Origin of the sequence: uncultured Gilvimarinus sp., from assembly GCF_963972205.1 — a bacterium.
Classification (GTDB): Bacteria; Pseudomonadota; Gammaproteobacteria; order Pseudomonadales; family Cellvibrionaceae; genus Gilvimarinus; species Gilvimarinus japonicus.
Genome location: NZ_CAXAUC010000010.1, coordinates 63,070 through 80,189, shown reverse-complemented (window position 1 = coordinate 80,189; position 17,120 = coordinate 63,070). Strand labels below are relative to the sequence as shown.

Genomic DNA, 17,120 nt, shown 5'->3' with positions numbered 1-17,120 from the left:
TGATATTAAGAAAACTGGCAAAAACCGTTGGCGCGCTAGGTCTTGCCTGCGGGATGACACTGTCCGCAGCCAACAGCTACGCCGAAGATGACACCATTAAGGTCGGCGTACTGCACTCGCTATCCGGCACTATGGCCATCTCAGAAACCACCCTCAAAGACACCATGTTGATGCTTATCGAAGAGCAAAACAAAAAAGGCGGATTGCTGGGTAAAAAACTTGAGCCCGTGGTGGTGGACCCGGCTTCCAACTGGCCTTTATTTGCCGAGAAAACTCGCGAGCTTATCTCGCAAGAGGGCGTCGATGCCATTTTTGGCTGCTGGACATCCGTTTCGCGTAAATCAGTACTGCCCGTCGTCGAAGAGCTAAACGGCTTACTTTTTTACCCCGTACAGTACGAAGGTGAAGAGTCATCACGCAACGTATTTTACACCGGCGCGGCACCCAACCAGCAAGCGATTCCCGCGGTTGATTACCTGATGAATGACCTGGAAGTAAAACGCTGGGTACTGGCCGGTACCGATTATGTGTACCCGCGCACCACCAACAAAATTCTTGCCGCCTATCTAAAATCGAAAGGCGTTAAAGAGTCCGACATTATGATCAACTACACCCCGTTTGGTCACTCCGATTGGCAGAACATTGTCTCGGACATCAAGCGCTTTGGCAGCGCCGGTAAAAAGACCGCCGTTGTCTCGACCATTAACGGTGACGCCAACGTACCTTTCTACCGCGAGCTGGGCAACCAAGGTATTTCGGCCGAGGATATTCCGGTAGTTGCTTTCTCAGTGGGCGAAGAAGAGCTGTCGGGTATCGATGCTAAACCATTGGTAGGCCACATGGCCGCATGGAATTACTTTATGAGTGTCGATACTGACGAGAACAATCAGTTTATCGACCAGTGGCTGGCGTTTATTGAAGACGACAAGCGCGTTACCAACGACCCGATGGAGGCGCACTACATCGGCTTCAATATGTGGGTAAAAGCCGTCGAAAAAGCCGGTTCTACCGACTCCGACAAAGTGATTGATGCCATTGTCGGCGTTGAAGTACCCAACTTAACCGGCGGCACCAGCAAAATGCTGCCTAACCACCACATCACCAAGCCTGTATTAATTGGTGAGATTCAGGAAGATGGTCAGTTTCTTACCGTTTGGGAAACCGAAGGGTTAGTGCCTGGCGACGCTTGGTCTGACTACCTTGAAGGCTCGAAAGATTTAATCTCCGACTGGACCGCTCCAATCAGCTGCGGCAACTACAACGAGATGAGTAAAAAATGCGTAGGCGCGACTGAGTAAATTAAGTATAGCGACCGGCATCACTGTCAGGGGTGCGAAGCCCCTGACAGATAACAACGATAAGTGCTTAAAACAGTAAGCATAACAACATCCTCAAACACCATGATAGTGACTAATGCCATGTTCAAATTACAGAACTCGGTTCGTCGTTACCTAAGCTTCACTTTACTGCTGGTAATGGCGCTGGGGTTTTCGCCGGGCTACGCGCAGAGCGCGCCTGATAAAACCACCACCTTTAACACCCTCGTTGATGAACTGGCTGAGGGCAGTTTAAGCAAGCGAATTAAAACCGTCTCGGCCATCGCCACACTTAAACACGAGCGCAGCGCCATCGTACTTAGCGCGCTACAAGACGGATCACTCAAGGCTACCAGAGGCGACCCCACGCTGGTGGTTATCGAGCTCGAGGATGACTCGCTACTAAGCGCCCAAACCGGTGCGCTCATCAATGACGATTTGGGCCGATTAAAGCGTATCCCTATTCACAATAAACTGCGCAGTCAGCTGCACACATTGGTGGCGCAGCTAAACCTGAGCAGCCCCGACAAAGCCATCCGGTTAGGGGCGGTTAACCGTCTAATCACCGACGGCGGCAATGAAGAAACCGCCACCACCTTGCAAGCTCTGCGTGAAAGCGAGCCCGATAGCGGCGTACGCGATGCCATGAGCACAGCCATTGCGATGTACAACATTCAAAGCGATGACGCCAATGTACGCCTCAATGCAGTTAAACAGCTGCAAGGTTCGCTTATTCCCGAGGTGCGTGGCCCGCTAGCGGCACTGGCCGATAGCGACCCGGACAAAGCCGTACAACAAGAAGCGCAACAAGCCCTGGAGTCGATTGAGGGGCGCCTTAAAGTATTCCGCTTTTCTGAGAACGTGTTTTTTGGTTTAAGTCTTGGCTCAGTTTTTTTACTCTCCGCCATCGGACTCGCCATTACTTTTGGGGTCATGGGGGTAATCAACATGGCCCACGGCGAACTTATGATGATCGGCGCCTATACTACTTGGGTCATTCAGCAGCTATTACCTAACCATATTGGCATAAGCTTGTTTATTGCCATTCCCAGTGCCTTTGTGGTCGCGGGCTTAGTGGGTATTGCTATCGAGCGCGGCGTGATTCAGTTTTTGTACGGTCGTCCACTCGAGACACTATTGGCCACGTTTGGTATTAGCCTTATTTTACAGCAGGCCGCTCGCTCAATATTCTCACCATTAAACCGCGCCGTCAGCCTGCCAGAGTGGATGAGTGGCTCGCTGCAAATCAATCCAGCCCTATCACTTACCTTTAACCGGCTTTACATTTTACTGTTTGGGCTGATGGTCTTTTTTGCCCTGCTGACCATTCTTAAAAAGACTTCTCTCGGGCTTAAAGTCCGCGCTGTATCGCAAAATCGCCCCATGGCGCGCGCCGTCGGCGTACGCGCCAGCTGGGTCGACGCCCTGACCTTTGGCTTGGGCTCGGGTATTGCCGGCATCGCCGGTGTCGCACTGTCGCAACTTACTAACGTTGGGCCTAACCTGGGGCAGGCCTACATCATCGATTCTTTTATGGTGGTGGTATTTGGCGGCGTTGGTAATTTATGGGGCACATTGGTCGGCGCCATGGGCATTGGCTTACTCAATAAATTTATGGAGCCCTACGCCGGCGCGGTGTTGGCCAAAGTTTTGATTCTCGTGCTGTTAATTCTGTTTATTCAGAAAAAACCCAAAGGGCTGTTTCCACAAAAAGGCCGCGCTGCCGCCGATTAAACGGCAACGCCTATACGCCCATAAACACCCGCGCGGCTCACTATAAAAATCCGCGCACGAGAAACAAAAAAAGAGTTGGACAAAATTATGTTAACGCAACGTTTACTGACCAGTGACAAAGGCGGCATGGTGGTGCTGGGGATACTCGCCCTCACCTGCATACTCGTGCCTATCTTAAATCTGGCGGTGCCCGAAAGCTCACCGCTTCATGTATCGACCTTTACCGTAACATTACTCGGTAAATTTTTATGTTATGCCTTACTGGCGTTAGCACTGGATTTAATCTGGGGCTACGCCGGTATTTTGTCGCTCGGTCACGGCGCCTTTTTTGCGCTGGGTGGCTACGCCATGGGCATGTATCTAATGCGCCAAATTGGCGATCGCGGGAAATACGGTGACCCGCTACTGCCGGATTTTATGGTGTTTTTAAACTGGGATAGTCTGCCCTGGTATTGGCTTGGGTTTGATATGTTTTGGTTTGCTATGGCAATGGTCATACTCGTGCCCGCCATACTGGCCTGGGTGTTTGGCTGGTTGGCGTTTCGCTCGCGGGTTACCGGCGTGTACTTTGCCATTATTACCCAGGCACTTACCTACGCCTTAATGCTGGCGTTTTTTCGCAACGAAATGGGCTTTGGTGGCAACAATGGTTTAACCGACTTTAAAGACATTCTCGGTTTTTCCATCACCGCTGACTCAACCCGTATCGGTCTGTTTTTAGCCTCGGGCATTATGCTTATTATCGCCTACCTTGCCTGCCGCTATATTGTGACCTCGCGTATGGGCCGGGTAATCGTTTCTATCCGCGATGCCGAAACGCGCACCCGCTTTTGCGGTTATCAAGTGGAGTCCTACAAGCTGTGGTTGTTTGTCTTCTCCGCAATTCTGGCGGGTATCGCCGGCGCCCTCTATGTACCACAAGTAGGTATTATCAACCCGGGTGAGTTCTCGCCGCTTAACTCCATCGAGCTGGTGGTTTGGGTGGCAACCGGGGGCCGCGGTACGTTATACGGTGCCATTGTCGGTGCCTTTAGTGTCAACTATGGCAAGACCATTTTTACCAGCTTCTACCCAGAGGCTTGGCTGTTTCCCTTAGGTTTATTGTTTGTCTTAGTCACACTGGTATTGCCGAAAGGTCTCGTGGGTTTATTCAGCCGCTTTAAGCGCCGCCACAAAAAAAGCAACGACGCCAAACAGGAGGACGCACCATGAACCCGTTTAAGCACGCGCGGAACTGGAGCACCCGCGCCCTACCGGTAAAAGACCCAAACTTCGGCCACGCGGTGGATACCAGTCACGGCCCCATTTTGTACATCGAAGACGTCAACGTCAGTTTTGATGGCTTTAAAGCACTGAATAACCTCAACCTGTTTATCGATGATGGCGAACTGCGCTGTATTATCGGCCCCAACGGCGCCGGTAAAACCACCATGATGGACGTGATTACCGGCAAGACCAAGCCCGATTCGGGCAGTATCTTTTTTGGTCAACAGATTAACCTGCAGCATCTGTCTGAGCATCAAATTTCCCGTGGTGGTATTGGCCGAAAGTTTCAAAAACCCACGGTGTTTGAAGCGCTCTCGGTGTATGAAAACTTAGAACTCGCCACCGCCGACGACAAACGCGTGTGGCATATTCTAAGCCACCAGTTGACCGGTGCGCAGCGCGACAAAATCGATGAAGTGTTATACACCATCGGCCTTAGCCAACATGTTCATAACAGCGCCGGCAACTTATCCCACGGGCAAAAACAATGGTTAGAGATTGGCATGTTACTGATGCAAAGCCCACGGGTGTTGCTGGTCGATGAGCCAGTAGCCGGTATGACCGGCGAAGAAACCGAGCGCACGGCCGAATTATTAACGTCCCTGGCCGGTAAACACTCCGTGATTGTGGTTGAGCACGATATGGCCTTTGTTCGCTCTATCGCCAAAAAAGTCACGGTGCTGCACCAGGGCTCAGTATTGGCCGAGGGCACAATGGATCAGGTGCAAAGCAACCCCAAGGTCATTGAGGTTTATTTGGGGGAATGATGGTTGGCGATGAAGAGAAACGGAGAACGAAATACAGAATTCACTTCGCCGTTAACCGTTTTCCGTCAACCGTCCCCCGCTCTCCCAACAATAATTGGAGCAACACAGTGCTAAACATACAATCAATTAACCAATACTACGGCCAAAGCCATATCCTCTGGGATCTGGATTTGGAGCTGCCCGAAGGCACCTGCGGCTGCCTAATTGGCCGCAATGGCGTGGGTAAAACCACTTTACTTAAATGCATTACCGGCTTACTGCCTATTAAAGATGGCAGCATCATCTTTAACGGCAAAGACATCAGTAAAGCCTCCACCGAGGCCCGCGCCCGCGCTGGTATCGGCTATGTGCCACAGGGCCGCGAGATCTTCCCGCTGCTAACCGTCGAAGAGAACCTAAAAATATCCCTTGGTGCTCGGCCCGACGGCAAAAGCCAAGTGCCCGATTTGATTTACGAGCTGTTTCCGGTACTTAAAGAAATGAAACACCGCCGTGGCGGCGACTTATCCGGCGGTCAGCAACAACAACTTGCCATTGGCCGCGCGCTGGTACTCGACCCTAAACTGCTAATCTTGGACGAGCCCACCGAAGGCATCCAACCCAATGTGGTGCGTGACATCGGCAACGTCATCCGCCGGCTGAACCATGAGTTTGGTTTAACGGTTTTACTGGTGGAACAAAAGCTACCTTTTGCCCGTAAAGTCGCCGACCATTTTTACATTATGGAGCGCGGTAAAGTGGAGGCCACCGGCGCCATCGATGAATTGAACGATGATTTAGTGCAGAAGTACTTAAGCGTTTAATGTAAAAGCTAAGGCAGAGCGGCTTTTCACTCTGCCTTAGTACTATTAATATTCAGGACTATTCATCGCGCGGCCCCGCCACACCGAGCGCCACATAAAACACTGCGCTAGCAGTCCGCACGCCACCATCGCCAACACGACCGACAATAACGTATGCGGCAACAGCCCCGACAATGCGCTTAGCAACCCCGCCCCGCCAAACTGACAAGCACCAAGCAATGCCGCCGCGGTGCCGCTGTTTTGCGCAAAGTGCTCCATATAACAGGCCTGAATATTGGGCGAGAGCGCGCCGTGAGCGCCAATGGTGATCATCATGGCAGGTAAAAACACCCACACCGGCCATGCAAATACCGCCGCCAATGTTAACGCGACTAACCCTATGCCTTGTAGCCCGGTGGCAAGCTGCAAAATATGCAGTGAACTAAAGCAGCGCGCCAGCAGCGCCCGATTCACTAAATTGCAGCAAAACATAGCGGCGATATTAGCCGCAAACATAATGGCAAACGCATCGGCCGACTGGCCAAAATGATCTTGATAAATAAACGAACTGTGGGTAATAAACACCATCATTACCGAGAAAGCCCCCACCTGCCAGGCGATATACGCCAGCGCCGTGCGATTTTTAAAGACCGCCACATAACGCTGAATAATACTCCCCGGCACTTTCTCGACCGGGCGCGGCAGGGGCGGCTCGCTAAACACTATTTTAATTAGCAGCGGAATCATCAAAACCGCATACACCGCCATAAACACAAAAATGCCCGACCAATGGCCGATCTTCAGCAGCAAGCTGCCAATACTTGGGGCAATACCTGGCGCCACCACCAAAATCAAGCCCAAAAACGAAAACAGCTTGGCGGCTTCTTGCCCGCTGATACGGTCGCGAACCAGCGCTGGCACGGACACCAACACCCAGCCCGCACCAATGGCTTGCAACGCGCGGCCAATTAAAAAGTGCGGCAAGGTATGCAACGTCGCCAACAGCGCACTGGCAAACGCAAAAATCAACAAACCCGCCATCAACACCTGCTTGCGTCCTAATTTATCGGATAGCGGCCCGCCAATAAGTTGCCCTATCGCCAGCGCAAAGACATACACCGAAACACTCACCGCTACTGCCTGTGAGGACACTCCCAAATCAACAGCAATGGCCGGAAATGCAGGCAAGTAAGTATCGAGTGAAAAAGGCCCCAACATCATGGTGGCCGCTAAGGTAATAACCAAGGGCAACGAAATTGTGTCAGAGCGCTGGATAGACGGTGTAGGCATAGCAGAATATAAAACTAAGAGAGTGGAAGCGTTAGTGTAGACCCAAAAAGCGATAGAAAAGATAGACACACGCCTAAAATCGGGCCTACTTAACCACAAGGTCAATTTAAGTTAGACCAAGTAAGATTAAGCAAAAACATTGATATGTCATACATATTATATCACGGCACTATAAAACGATTTAAACGACAACCCTAAAATAGCAGGGCTTTACCGCCACTTTACGCTAAGCAACTGAATAATATAGGTTTTTCAATCACTAACCTAGCGGGCCTAATATTTTGCCACACCAAACAGGCCTGACCAAAACCTAAAGAAATAAGAAATTGGCCTACCATTAGGTATTAATATAGTTTAATAGTATTAACAAGCATGTCCTTTTCATTATTATCACTCCTCCTACGGTGTCTTGGTAAATGCCCTTGCCACACACCGAGGTTATTTGGCTAGGCGCATTCTTTCGCCTATGTGTGACAACAACGATAATGAATGAGGTTGAACCATGAAGAAACTCTTTATCCTATTAACCCTGATGGCCTTTAGTGCCAGCTCTTTTGCGGCGCTGTCCTCCGGCCGCTATGTCATCGTATCCAAGCTCAATGGTAACGCGCTCGATATAGACAGCTTTAGCAGCGACGACGGCGCCAATGTCATGCAATGGTTTGCCATTGGCGGTACCAACCAACAGTTTGACGTTCAGGCTCTGGGCGACGGTAGCTACTCCATTCGCGCCGTACACAGCGGTAAATCACTGGATGTTTACGAGTGGAACGCCGAAGACGGCGCCGAACTGCGCCAGTGGAGCTACAGCGGCGGCGACAATCAACGCTGGTACATTGACAGCCAGGGCGGCAATTACCACTCTATTACCTCTAAGTTCAGTGGTCGTGCGCTGGACGTGTGGGAGATGAGCATGTACGCGGGCGCCGATGTGCGTCTGTTTAGCTATTGGGGCGGCCCCGGTCAGTTATGGGCGTTTCAAAAAGTGGGCAGCTCTAGCGAATGCTACGCGGGCGCCTCGCTGTCAAACCGCTTCGTCGACTGCGGTGGCAAAACCATCGGCCTAAGTTGCAATGGCGACGACGAAAGCCAGGGAGCCGTTATCAGCCTTAACAACGCCTCAGTGCGCAATGTGCGCTTGGCCGCCAACGGTGGCGCCGACGGTATCCACTGTACCGGTGGCAACTGCACCCTCACCGATGTAGTTTGGGAAGATGTGTGTGAAGACGCCGCAACCAATAAATCCGAGGGCGGTACTATGACTATAGTCGGCGGCTCGGCTTACAACTCAGATGGCGGCTACGGTGGCAGCCCGGACAAAATATTCCAACATAACTCTAAAAACAGCACCACGGTTATATCCGGTGGCTTTACCGCTTACGGCGAGCACGGCAAGCTGTGGCGCTCGTGTGGCAACTGTACCAACAACGGTGGCCCGCGCAACGTATTGATTTACGACGTCAATATTGATGCCGAAATTGGTGCTATCGTCGGGGTAAACCGCAACTATGGTGATCGCGCCACCATCCGAAACCTGCGAATTAAAAATTACTCCTCCGGCGACCCGCACGTATGCGATGAGTACAAGGGTGTCGAAAAAGGCAGCTCATCATCTAAGTATGGCGAGTACTGGAACTCGGCCAGCTGCGATGTATCGCCCTCAGATGTAAGCTCTCTGTAAACCGCGATACAGCACCGAGTGCTAAATGCAAAGTGCGACCGCTACGGTCGCACTTTGCTGCCTGCGCCGTCCCCCTCTTTGCGATATTGAGAAGGCGTAACGCCCACGATTTTTTTAAAAAACGTATTAAAAACCGATTTGCTGTTAAAGCCCACCGCCAAATAAATGTCCGTAATGGTCCTGTCGCGCTTCTCGCTTGAACGCAACAACTGCTGTGCCTCAGCAACACGGTAGCGATTGATAAACTCGTAAAAATTAACGCTAAAGTGACGGTTAATAATCATCGACAAATCTCGTGACGAAACATCCAGCGCGTCAGCTAAGTGATCGAGGGTTATATCAGTCGGCCGGTAGAGTTTATCATCACGCATTTTCTGATCGATGGCCCGAGCCAACTCAGGGTTCAGCAACTGGTCAGATAACGTAGCGTTAATCGGTGGCTTCTTACCCACGCTGGTAAAGCTGGCAAAGTGCCTAATGCCGGTATAGACCAACAGGTTTACTAGGATAAACAGCGCGTAATAACCAATCAGCCCCAGGGTTTCAAATATCTGCACATTTGGATTTTCAAGCAAACTCATCATCTTCGCTAAGCTTAATAGCAACTCGAGTGACATCACCCCCCCAAAGCCTATGACCACAACCGTTATCCAATGGGTTTCAACTTTCTCGATATTTGAATGTGTGCTTTTGAGCAGCTTCTTGTAGCGCGCTAAAATTACTAAACAGGCAACAATGTATCCCACCCGCAGCCACTTACAGGCAACATCGGCGACAATATAGCTGGCACTATAGACAAAAGTCTCGCTGTCGATCAGCCACAGGCGCTGTGCAAAGGATAAGCGGTAATATACCTGCCACATAAATAGTGCATAAACACATAGTGGGAGTAAGTGCCACAAATCTCGCCAGCGCAGTTGAAAGTCACGAAACAATAGTGACTTTACGCAAAAATATAGCAATAACGCATCTAGATAGTAGGCATAGCCACCAAAAAAATACATAGTTGGCCAATGGGCTCTGGCCGTGAACTTAAACGCTTCCCCCCACAAGCTCATTTCATTTAACGGGATAAACGTATGAGCCAGTAAAAAAGCCGCTAAAAAATACGTGCTGGTGAATTTATAAGTGTTAGTTACCACCAGCAGTACCGCAAACAGCAGACACTGCAACGCCGTCATCATCAGCACAAGATCATGGAAGTTAAACAAGACTTTGTTCATAGCGAAAGGTATCCACATTAAGCCGGCCGATTACCACGCAAGCAGTCGTGTGCCTATCGCCGGTTAATGACGCAGCCCCAACTTAGCGCGTCCCTAGCGTCCACCACGGGTTAACACGTTTTAAACACGTCTTACTGTCACCAACCAAATAACACCTGTGCTTTGCGCACCGCTTGTTGGCCGATCTTGGCCCCCATAATGCGCCCACGCAAATCATCGGCCGGTGGGTGGATCCCACCCCAGATCCGCGACAAACTACATTGATCGGCCGCGTCACGATAAGTCGCCCATTGCAGCACCACGTCGACACTAGGGCCTTTCTCGAACACCAAAAAGTCGTCTTTAGGTGCGACAAACTCCCCCATGCCAGCGGGAAAGTACTCACTCCCCGTCACAGCGGTTAACACTTCGGCCGCTGCACGCGAGAATGTCGAATGCCCTGACACATAGCCGGCAAACGGCGGGGTGACAAACGTGGGGCGCTGATACGGCCACCAGTTTTCAGCTAAAATCCAGCCTACACCGGCAACATCCGTCTCGGGCGAGCTTATCGCGCCGGGTCCCCTCCAGGTATAAAGCTTTACTTTGCCGACGTTATTCGGATTATCATTTGCCAGCGGGTCATCGGCCGCGACCAGCTCAATATAACCGTCGTATAGTGGTAATCCATCCGGATGATACGACGCTTTTGCCGGATCGCTAGACTGGCCTAAATCCCCCATCGCCCTAATCGCCGATACCGGACGAATAAAGTCGTACCAACCTTTTAAACTCCACGCGGTTATCGCCGAATCGTGCATGGCACCGCCCAGACTAAAATAAGCTTTAATATCCCACTCCAACGGGCCGACCATCTCTTCACCCCATAAGGTACGACTAAACTCCGGGCTGTCCGTCACATAATTCAAAATAACGTACCAATGCCCGGGCGGAGTTTCAGAGTCGGGGCCATCGGCCCAAAATTCGGCTAACACCCGGGTATAGTCGCCCAATGGTACTTCTTGCGCGACATAAGCCTCTCCCGTTATTGGGTTAGTCGAGCGGCCACGACTGATATCACCGCCGTTAAACAAATCGTAAAACGTTGGGTATTCGGCAAACTCTCGCGGAAAGCTGGCAATATCTAAGTTACCTAATGCTTGCGGCGAGATATCCACCATGGGAGTGACAGCAGGGTCTAAATGCGAGCCCCATATGGATACCAGTGCAAAGCTCCATTGGTACTCTTTGTTAAAAGCACCGTAAGGGTACGGCGGCGAACCTGGGTCGTGGTAAAGAGTGTAATCGTGACCGTTGCGCGTGCGGGTCGAGCGATCGGCGTCAGCCAATGCAAACGGAGCGACATTGCCCCACTCGGCACCTATAAACTCAGGTACCGACCCCACCTGATTGCCCGCTTGGTCAATTGACAAACTGAGCGCAATTGCCTGCCAGCGGCCCAGGTCAATAATGTCCGGATTACCCGGCCGCTCTGGTTCGATAGGCGGATTAAGCGGTTGGTAGTATCGGCTCTGGTATAAGTTGGCTTCGTTTGCGCCATCCTGTAAGCCGTAACGAATGTAACAATCGGCAATATAATTGCCCAGCTCCGCACCACCCATATTGCGACTTTGCTGGACGTTGCTTTTATCAAACCCTAGCTCTTGCATCAGCTTATTAGCGATTACCAAGGTGTAGGCATAGCTTGGCGAATGAGCAAAGCGATGGACGATGATGCGGTAGGCCGCAAAGCTGATCGCTTGCTCGCGCGCTTGAGTGCTTCGACTAAACTCAGCCTCCGCCCCCAGCGGGCAACTAAAACCATTTAATCCCGTACCCAATAGATAAGGCGTCGCCTGTTGCGAAAACACCGCCCATGCATCGTACATCGCGGCCGACAAATGAAATAAATTACGCGCATGAGAGGTTGGCCGAGCAAAGTCGTTACGGATCGACTCCAGTACGACCTCATTCCATAGTCGCGCTACCGATGGCGACCGTATATCCACAAAACCCGCTGGCGGCTCTGGAATCGAAGGGGCAGACACCTCTGGGGTGCCATTATTGGCGACGCTAACGTCGCTATCGCTGCTGCCGCAACCCGACAATGCCAGCGCAATGCACAGAAGCATGATCAACTGATTACAGGACGTTATCTTTATCATTATTATCGCTCACGTTTTAACTAAGCCCACTTCGTGCTAAAAAGGGCACCACCATCTTAGATGGTGGGCCAACACGACAGCGAGGATACAATGGTTTACAGTAGCCTACGTACGATTAACGAGTGCCCGGATGCATGACCGTAACCACGCGTCCCTGCTCTGGCACACGTACTTGGCTCCGCTCTCCATCACGCCAGTGCACACTAATGCTGAGCAACTCATCCCCCTGTGGCAAGGCAACGTACTGTTCGGCCGGATTGTTGGAGACAAAATTACTATTGGCCGTCACTTCTCGCATCTGCGTTGTGTTCACTGATTCGACCCAGATCTTACTGCCAATTCCATAGTGGTTAGGCGCAACTCCCTGGAGGCGAATCGTGTAATGCGTCGCGCCTTTATTACTATTATTGCGATATAAACGTACCGGGTCTAAGCCCTCATCGTGCAAACCATTAGCTATAGCCAGGTCTACATCGCCGTCGTTATCGGCATCGAAGCACACCGCCCCTCGGCCTTGGGTGCGGTCGGTTATTCCCAAAGCTCGGGCTGACTCGTCGTAACCAATATCGCCACTGGTTGTTGTGGGCTTCGCCATAAAAAGCCGCGAACGATCATTCGCGTAAGACGAGCCGAACAGCCCGGCTTGCCAGCCGTTCACGTGAAAAACATCTAAATAGCCGTTAGCATCAAAGTCAGCCAAACACACGGCCCAGCCCCAACCACCGTCAAAAACCTTGCTCTCATCTGTTACATTGCTAAACAGCTGCTCGGTAGCGGCCCCGCCAACATAATTATTACGATATAAACGATTTCCTTGTCCGCTGGGTAACGCAATGCCGCTGACAAACCAATCCAGGTCACCGTCGTTATCCAAATCGCCTGTCGCCGCGCCCATACCGTTGGCAACGTCGATCACACTGGTTGCGTATTTTTCAAACACGCCATCACACCGATTAATAAAAACCTGCGACGTGGCAAAATCGCCCACAACCAAGAGGTCGGGACAATTATCGTTATTGACATCACTAAAAGCACCCGAAAAACTGTAATCAACACCGTCACCCAACACCGCATCCTTACTCGGAGGAGGAACCATATACGCCGCCAAACCGGCTTCTTGCGTGACGTTTACAAAGCGCTCGCCATGAATGTTGCGCCACAAGTGCTGCTTGCGCTTACTTTTATCGGTGCCCCAATGCCCCAGAAACATATCAAGCCAACCGTCGCCGTCGTAATCCCCAAATGAGGCTGAAACAGTATTGCTTAGCTGCAACTCCGCCAGGCCAAACTGCTCGGTTTTATCAACGAAGCGAATATCCCCAACCTCGTCGCGTTGCTGAATAAGAAGGTAGCTAGGATCACCGCCAATACCGCCAATAAAAAGATCCAGCCATCCATCGCCATTCACATCCGCGAACATGGGGCCACAACCTTTGTGGTCGGAAATTTCAATATTGACGCTTTGGGTAATGTCACGGTACTGATTATTGCCGAGGTTTTGATACAGGCTGGGGCGGTCAATATCCCCCTTAATAAAAAACAGATCCGTCAGGCCATCTCCATCTACATCGCCGGCCGCCACGCCGCCGCAATATTTCATAACATCGGTGATCCCTTTAGACGACTGAAATCCAGCCAGAAAGTCAATGCCCGAGGCTTTGGTTACGTTACTAAACATCACTGATGATGACTCCGCAGACCCCGTATCGGAGTCATCGCCAGCGCCTGTTGATCCCGGGCTACTTGACTCGCCTCCGCCGCAACTTGTTAGCCATACTATCAATACCGCTGCCAATAGCTTTAACTTCATAGTCCATCCTCGCGATCCGGCCTTGCGCCGACTGATGCCGCCAACGGCAAAATTAGTCTACTGGCTCATTATTATTAAGCGTCACGCATCGCACCGATTAAGGTAATCGGCCCAGTAAGATTCTGGCAACGAGAATAACGATCACCCCAAACGGTTGTCGTTCGAATAGCGGGATCTAAACAACGTTTTTTAACAAAGAGGCGTTCGGATTAATACGAACCCGAAAAATAAAAACAATTATCTATTATTTTCAACAACTTACAAACAAACCAAACGAACACTTAGTACTGCGCGAGACATCAATTACCAAGCCTAAACACCTCAGAATGACTCCGTGTATGTGCTATAAGCCACTACTTAGAACTGATTAAATAACTCTTAGGCGGTGGCCTTTCATTAGTTTGATGGTGCTCGTACTCACAGAAAAAAATAATAGGTTCGAATACCTTTACCCGTACGACAGCTTAGTGTTTGGCGCTTATATTGACTCCGTCTGACCTCACATAAACAAAACAATTCGGAGTGTGATATGAATAAACTACTATCTTGCTGCTTGCCCGCGCTGCTGGCATTGGCACCGTTCGCATTTTCTGCACCTACTGACGCCGAGATCGAAAGCCGTATCGATACGTTAATAGCGCAAATGAGCCTAACCGAAAAAATCGGTCAATTGGCTCTGCGTGATTACAGCATGTACGACGAAAAAGCGCTGAACGAAGTAAAGCAGCGAATTCGCGATGGTCGAATTGGTGGCTTTTTAAACACCAATTTTAAATACGATAATCAAGTATTTACCAATCTGCAAAAAATTGCGGTAGAAGAGAGTCCACACGGTATTCCTCTGATTTTTGGCCAAGACGTCATTCACGGCTATAAGACCATTTTCCCAATTCCCCTCGGACAAGCGGCGAGCTGGAATGCCGACCTGATTGAACAGGGCGCTCGTATCGCCGCCGAAGAGGCCACCTCGGTGGGCATTCGATGGACTTTCGTCCCCATGATCGATATTGCTCGCGATCCGCGCTGGGGCCGCATCGCCGAGTCACTTGGTGAAGACCCCTATTTAACCTCAGTACTGGGCGTAGCAATGACTCGAGGCTTTCAGACGGACGATCCAACTCAGCCAAGCGCAATGGCCGCCTCAGCCAAACACTTTGTGGGCTATGGCGCTGCTGAAGGTGGACGCGATTACAACGCAGCTTATATTAGTGAGAACACTCTACGAGATATTTACCTGCCACCGTTTAAAGCCAATGTTGATGCCGGCCTCATGACTATCATGAGCTCGTACAATACCCTCAACGACATCCCCGCCACCGCCAACAAATTTGCCTTAAAGCAAATATTGCGGGACGAGTGGGACTTTGATGGCTTTGTGGTTAGCGATTGGAACGCGGTGCTTGAGATGATTCCCCACGGTTACGCCCGCGACGACAAACACGCCGCCGAGCTTGCCATACACGGTGGTATCGACTTTGAAATGTACACCGATACTTATGACCGATTTTTAGCCCAGCTAATAGATGAAGGCAAGTTCACCCAGGCCGAGCTGGACACCGCCGTGCGGCGCATGCTGCGCATCAAAATGCGCTTGGGTTTGTGGCGCGCCCCCTACCCCCGCGGCAATAGCAAAGAAGTTATTTTGAACGATCACTTTAAGGCCGCTGCCCGCTCCGCCGCGCGCGAGAGCTTTGTACTGCTTAAAAACGAAAAATCGTTACTACCCCTTAACAAAAAACAAACCATCGCGGTTATCGGCCCGCTCAGCAACGTACCCCACGAGCAACTCGGCACTTGGATTTACGACGGTAATAAAGACGATTCCTCCCCGTTTATTCCCGCGCTTAAAGATTACCTGGGCGATGACAACCACTTTATCGTTGCGCCCGGCCTCGCCTACAGCCGCGATACCGATACCAAAGGCTTTGGTACGGCCATTACAGCGGCCAAGAAAGCCGATGTAGTTGTGTTTATCGGTGGCGAAGAATCCATTCTTAGCGGTGAAGGCCACAGCCGGGGCGACATCAGTTTACCCGGCGCACAAAAGGCACTGTTTAAAGCACTCAGTGACACCGGCAAGCCGCTGGTGACCTTAATTATGGCCGGCCGACCGATTGCTTTGGGTGAAGTACTGGATGAGTCCGACGCGTTAATGATGCTCTGGCACCCAGGCACCATGGCGGGCCCCGCGATGGTTGATGTACTGTATGGCGATTACTCGCCGGTAGGTCGCCTGCCACTATCTTGGCCCAAAGGGGAAGGGCAAATTCCGGTGTATTACAATCATATGGCCACGGGTCGTCCAGCAACAGACGAGAACTACACGCGTATTGCTGATATAGAGATTGGGGTGTTTCAACATCAGCCGGGAAACTCATCCAACCATTTAGATTACGGTCACACGCCTGAGTTTCCTTTTGGTTATGGCTTAACCTACAGTGATTTTACCTACAGTAAAATCACTCTAAGCAACAACACTATCCCAATGGGCGGCGATATCACTGCCAGCGCCGTAATCCAAAACACCGGTAAAGTCACCGCCACAGAAGTTGTTCAGCTTTACGTACAAGACGTTGTAGGCAGCTACACCCGCCCCGTGCGTGAGCTTAAAGGTTTTGAGCGAGTCACACTCGCTGCCGGCGAATCGACAACGGTTAGTTTTACCCTAAATACCCAAGACTTGGCCTTTCACAATCCGGAGATGGAGCTCGTGACCGAACCAGGTAATTTTAACCTCTGGATTGCGCCCAATGCGGCCGACGGATTAAAGACTGAGTTTACTGTTAAGTAAGCTATAGCGCTCATAGTGGGCGTCCCGTCTATTATTATTTTCAGTCATAGGCCCTACGGGGCCTTTTTAGGCCCTTCTTAGAATTTAGGAGAAGTTAAATTATCAAGGAGCACAACCAAGGAGATCAGACAAAACTAAAGAATACGGCTATTTTAAGCTTATCTCAGCTCGCCAGCTCTAACTCTAAAAGGTTTTGGTAATGTCGACCGTTAGGAGTCCAGCATATCCCAATCGAGTCCCAATCCCTTTCACAAGCAGGTTCATTTACGACTTAGAAGATTGCGCTTGATCTTATATTTACGGCTTATCACAATAC

The 17,120-nt window shown here is 50.9% G+C and carries 11 protein-coding genes; 7 read left to right on the top strand and 4 right to left on the bottom strand.

Annotated elements, in window-relative coordinates; all coding sequences use genetic code 11:
* Nucleotides 1-53 precede the first annotated feature (53 nt).
* The 5 genes from urtA to urtE all read left to right on the top strand — a co-directional run bounded on the left by urtA (nucleotide 54) and on the right by urtE (nucleotide 5,886).
* The gene (gene urtA, locus AACY82_RS14245) at nucleotides 54-1,298 is read left to right on the top strand and encodes an urea ABC transporter substrate-binding protein (RefSeq protein ID WP_339617534.1); all 1,245 of its coding nucleotides are present in this window, start codon (nucleotides 54-56) and stop codon (nucleotides 1,296-1,298) included.
* 120 nt (nucleotides 1,299-1,418) lie between these two features.
* Nucleotides 1,419-3,050, top strand: coding sequence for an urea ABC transporter permease subunit UrtB (urtB, locus tag AACY82_RS14240; RefSeq protein ID WP_339617509.1), 1,632 nt, complete (start codon nucleotides 1,419-1,421; stop codon nucleotides 3,048-3,050).
* 126 nt (nucleotides 3,051-3,176) lie between these two features.
* Nucleotides 3,177-4,262, top strand: a complete 1,086-nt coding sequence (urtC, locus tag AACY82_RS14235) for an urea ABC transporter permease subunit UrtC (RefSeq protein ID WP_339617533.1) — start codon at nucleotides 3,177-3,179, stop codon at nucleotides 4,260-4,262.
* Nucleotides 4,259-5,083 carry an urea ABC transporter ATP-binding protein UrtD gene (urtD, locus tag AACY82_RS14230; protein ID WP_339617508.1) on the top strand — a complete coding sequence of 275 codons (825 nt, stop codon included), beginning with the start codon at nucleotides 4,259-4,261 and terminating at the stop codon, nucleotides 5,081-5,083. The genes urtC and urtD overlap by 4 nt, the downstream gene beginning before the upstream one ends.
* A 107-nt stretch (nucleotides 5,084-5,190) precedes the next feature.
* Entirely contained in the window at nucleotides 5,191-5,886 is a 696-nt protein-coding gene (urtE, locus tag AACY82_RS14225) for an urea ABC transporter ATP-binding subunit UrtE (RefSeq protein ID WP_339617507.1), read from the top strand.
* Nucleotides 5,887-5,931: 45 nt separating this feature from the next.
* Here the strand turns inward: urtE and AACY82_RS14220 are convergent, their stop codons facing one another.
* Entirely contained in the window at nucleotides 5,932-7,155 is a 1,224-nt protein-coding gene (locus AACY82_RS14220; RefSeq protein WP_339617506.1) for a multidrug effflux MFS transporter, read from the bottom strand.
* A 502-nt stretch (nucleotides 7,156-7,657) separates the two neighbouring features.
* Between AACY82_RS14220 and AACY82_RS14215 the strand changes: the two genes are divergently transcribed.
* Nucleotides 7,658-8,836, top strand: coding sequence for a pectate lyase (locus AACY82_RS14215; protein WP_339617505.1), 1,179 nt, complete (start codon nucleotides 7,658-7,660; stop codon nucleotides 8,834-8,836).
* Nucleotides 8,837-8,877: 41 nt separating this feature from the next.
* Here the strand turns inward: AACY82_RS14215 and AACY82_RS14210 are convergent, their stop codons facing one another.
* From AACY82_RS14210 to AACY82_RS14200, 3 genes are all read right to left on the bottom strand, one after another.
* On the bottom strand, nucleotides 8,878-10,059 hold the full coding sequence (locus AACY82_RS14210; protein WP_339617504.1) for a helix-turn-helix domain-containing protein: 1,182 nt from the start codon (nucleotides 10,057-10,059) through the stop codon (nucleotides 8,878-8,880).
* Nucleotides 10,060-10,196: 137 nt separating this feature from the next.
* The gene (locus AACY82_RS14205) at nucleotides 10,197-12,203 is read right to left on the bottom strand and encodes a vanadium-dependent haloperoxidase (RefSeq protein WP_339617503.1); all 2,007 of its coding nucleotides are present in this window, start codon (nucleotides 12,201-12,203) and stop codon (nucleotides 10,197-10,199) included.
* A gap of 115 nt (nucleotides 12,204-12,318) precedes the next feature.
* The gene (locus AACY82_RS14200) at nucleotides 12,319-14,013 is read right to left on the bottom strand and encodes a CRTAC1 family protein (protein WP_339617502.1); all 1,695 of its coding nucleotides are present in this window, start codon (nucleotides 14,011-14,013) and stop codon (nucleotides 12,319-12,321) included.
* A 529-nt stretch (nucleotides 14,014-14,542) separates the two neighbouring features.
* Between AACY82_RS14200 and AACY82_RS14195 the strand changes: the two genes are divergently transcribed.
* Nucleotides 14,543-16,804 carry a glycoside hydrolase family 3 N-terminal domain-containing protein gene (locus AACY82_RS14195; protein ID WP_339617501.1) on the top strand — a complete coding sequence of 754 codons (2,262 nt, stop codon included), beginning with the start codon at nucleotides 14,543-14,545 and terminating at the stop codon, nucleotides 16,802-16,804.
* The last annotated feature ends 316 nt before the right edge of the window (nucleotides 16,805-17,120 follow it).

Coding starts and splice junctions, on each gene's coding strand:
- urtD (WP_339617508.1), top strand. CDS start 4,259: ATGAACCCGTTTAAGCACGCGCGGAACTGGAGCACCCGCGCCCTACCG.
- AACY82_RS14200 (WP_339617502.1), bottom strand. CDS start 14,013: ATGAAGTTAAAGCTATTGGCAGCGGTATTGATAGTATGGCTAACAAGT.
- AACY82_RS14210 (WP_339617504.1), bottom strand. CDS start 10,059: ATGAACAAAGTCTTGTTTAACTTCCATGATCTTGTGCTGATGATGACG.
- AACY82_RS14215 (WP_339617505.1), top strand. CDS start 7,658: ATGAAGAAACTCTTTATCCTATTAACCCTGATGGCCTTTAGTGCCAGC.
- AACY82_RS14220 (WP_339617506.1), bottom strand. CDS start 7,155: ATGCCTACACCGTCTATCCAGCGCTCTGACACAATTTCGTTGCCCTTG.
- urtC (WP_339617533.1), top strand. CDS start 3,177: ATGGTGGTGCTGGGGATACTCGCCCTCACCTGCATACTCGTGCCTATC.
- AACY82_RS14205 (WP_339617503.1), bottom strand. CDS start 12,203: ATGATAAAGATAACGTCCTGTAATCAGTTGATCATGCTTCTGTGCATT.
- AACY82_RS14195 (WP_339617501.1), top strand. CDS start 14,543: ATGAATAAACTACTATCTTGCTGCTTGCCCGCGCTGCTGGCATTGGCA.
- urtA (WP_339617534.1), top strand. CDS start 54: ATGACACTGTCCGCAGCCAACAGCTACGCCGAAGATGACACCATTAAG.
- urtB (WP_339617509.1), top strand. CDS start 1,419: ATGTTCAAATTACAGAACTCGGTTCGTCGTTACCTAAGCTTCACTTTA.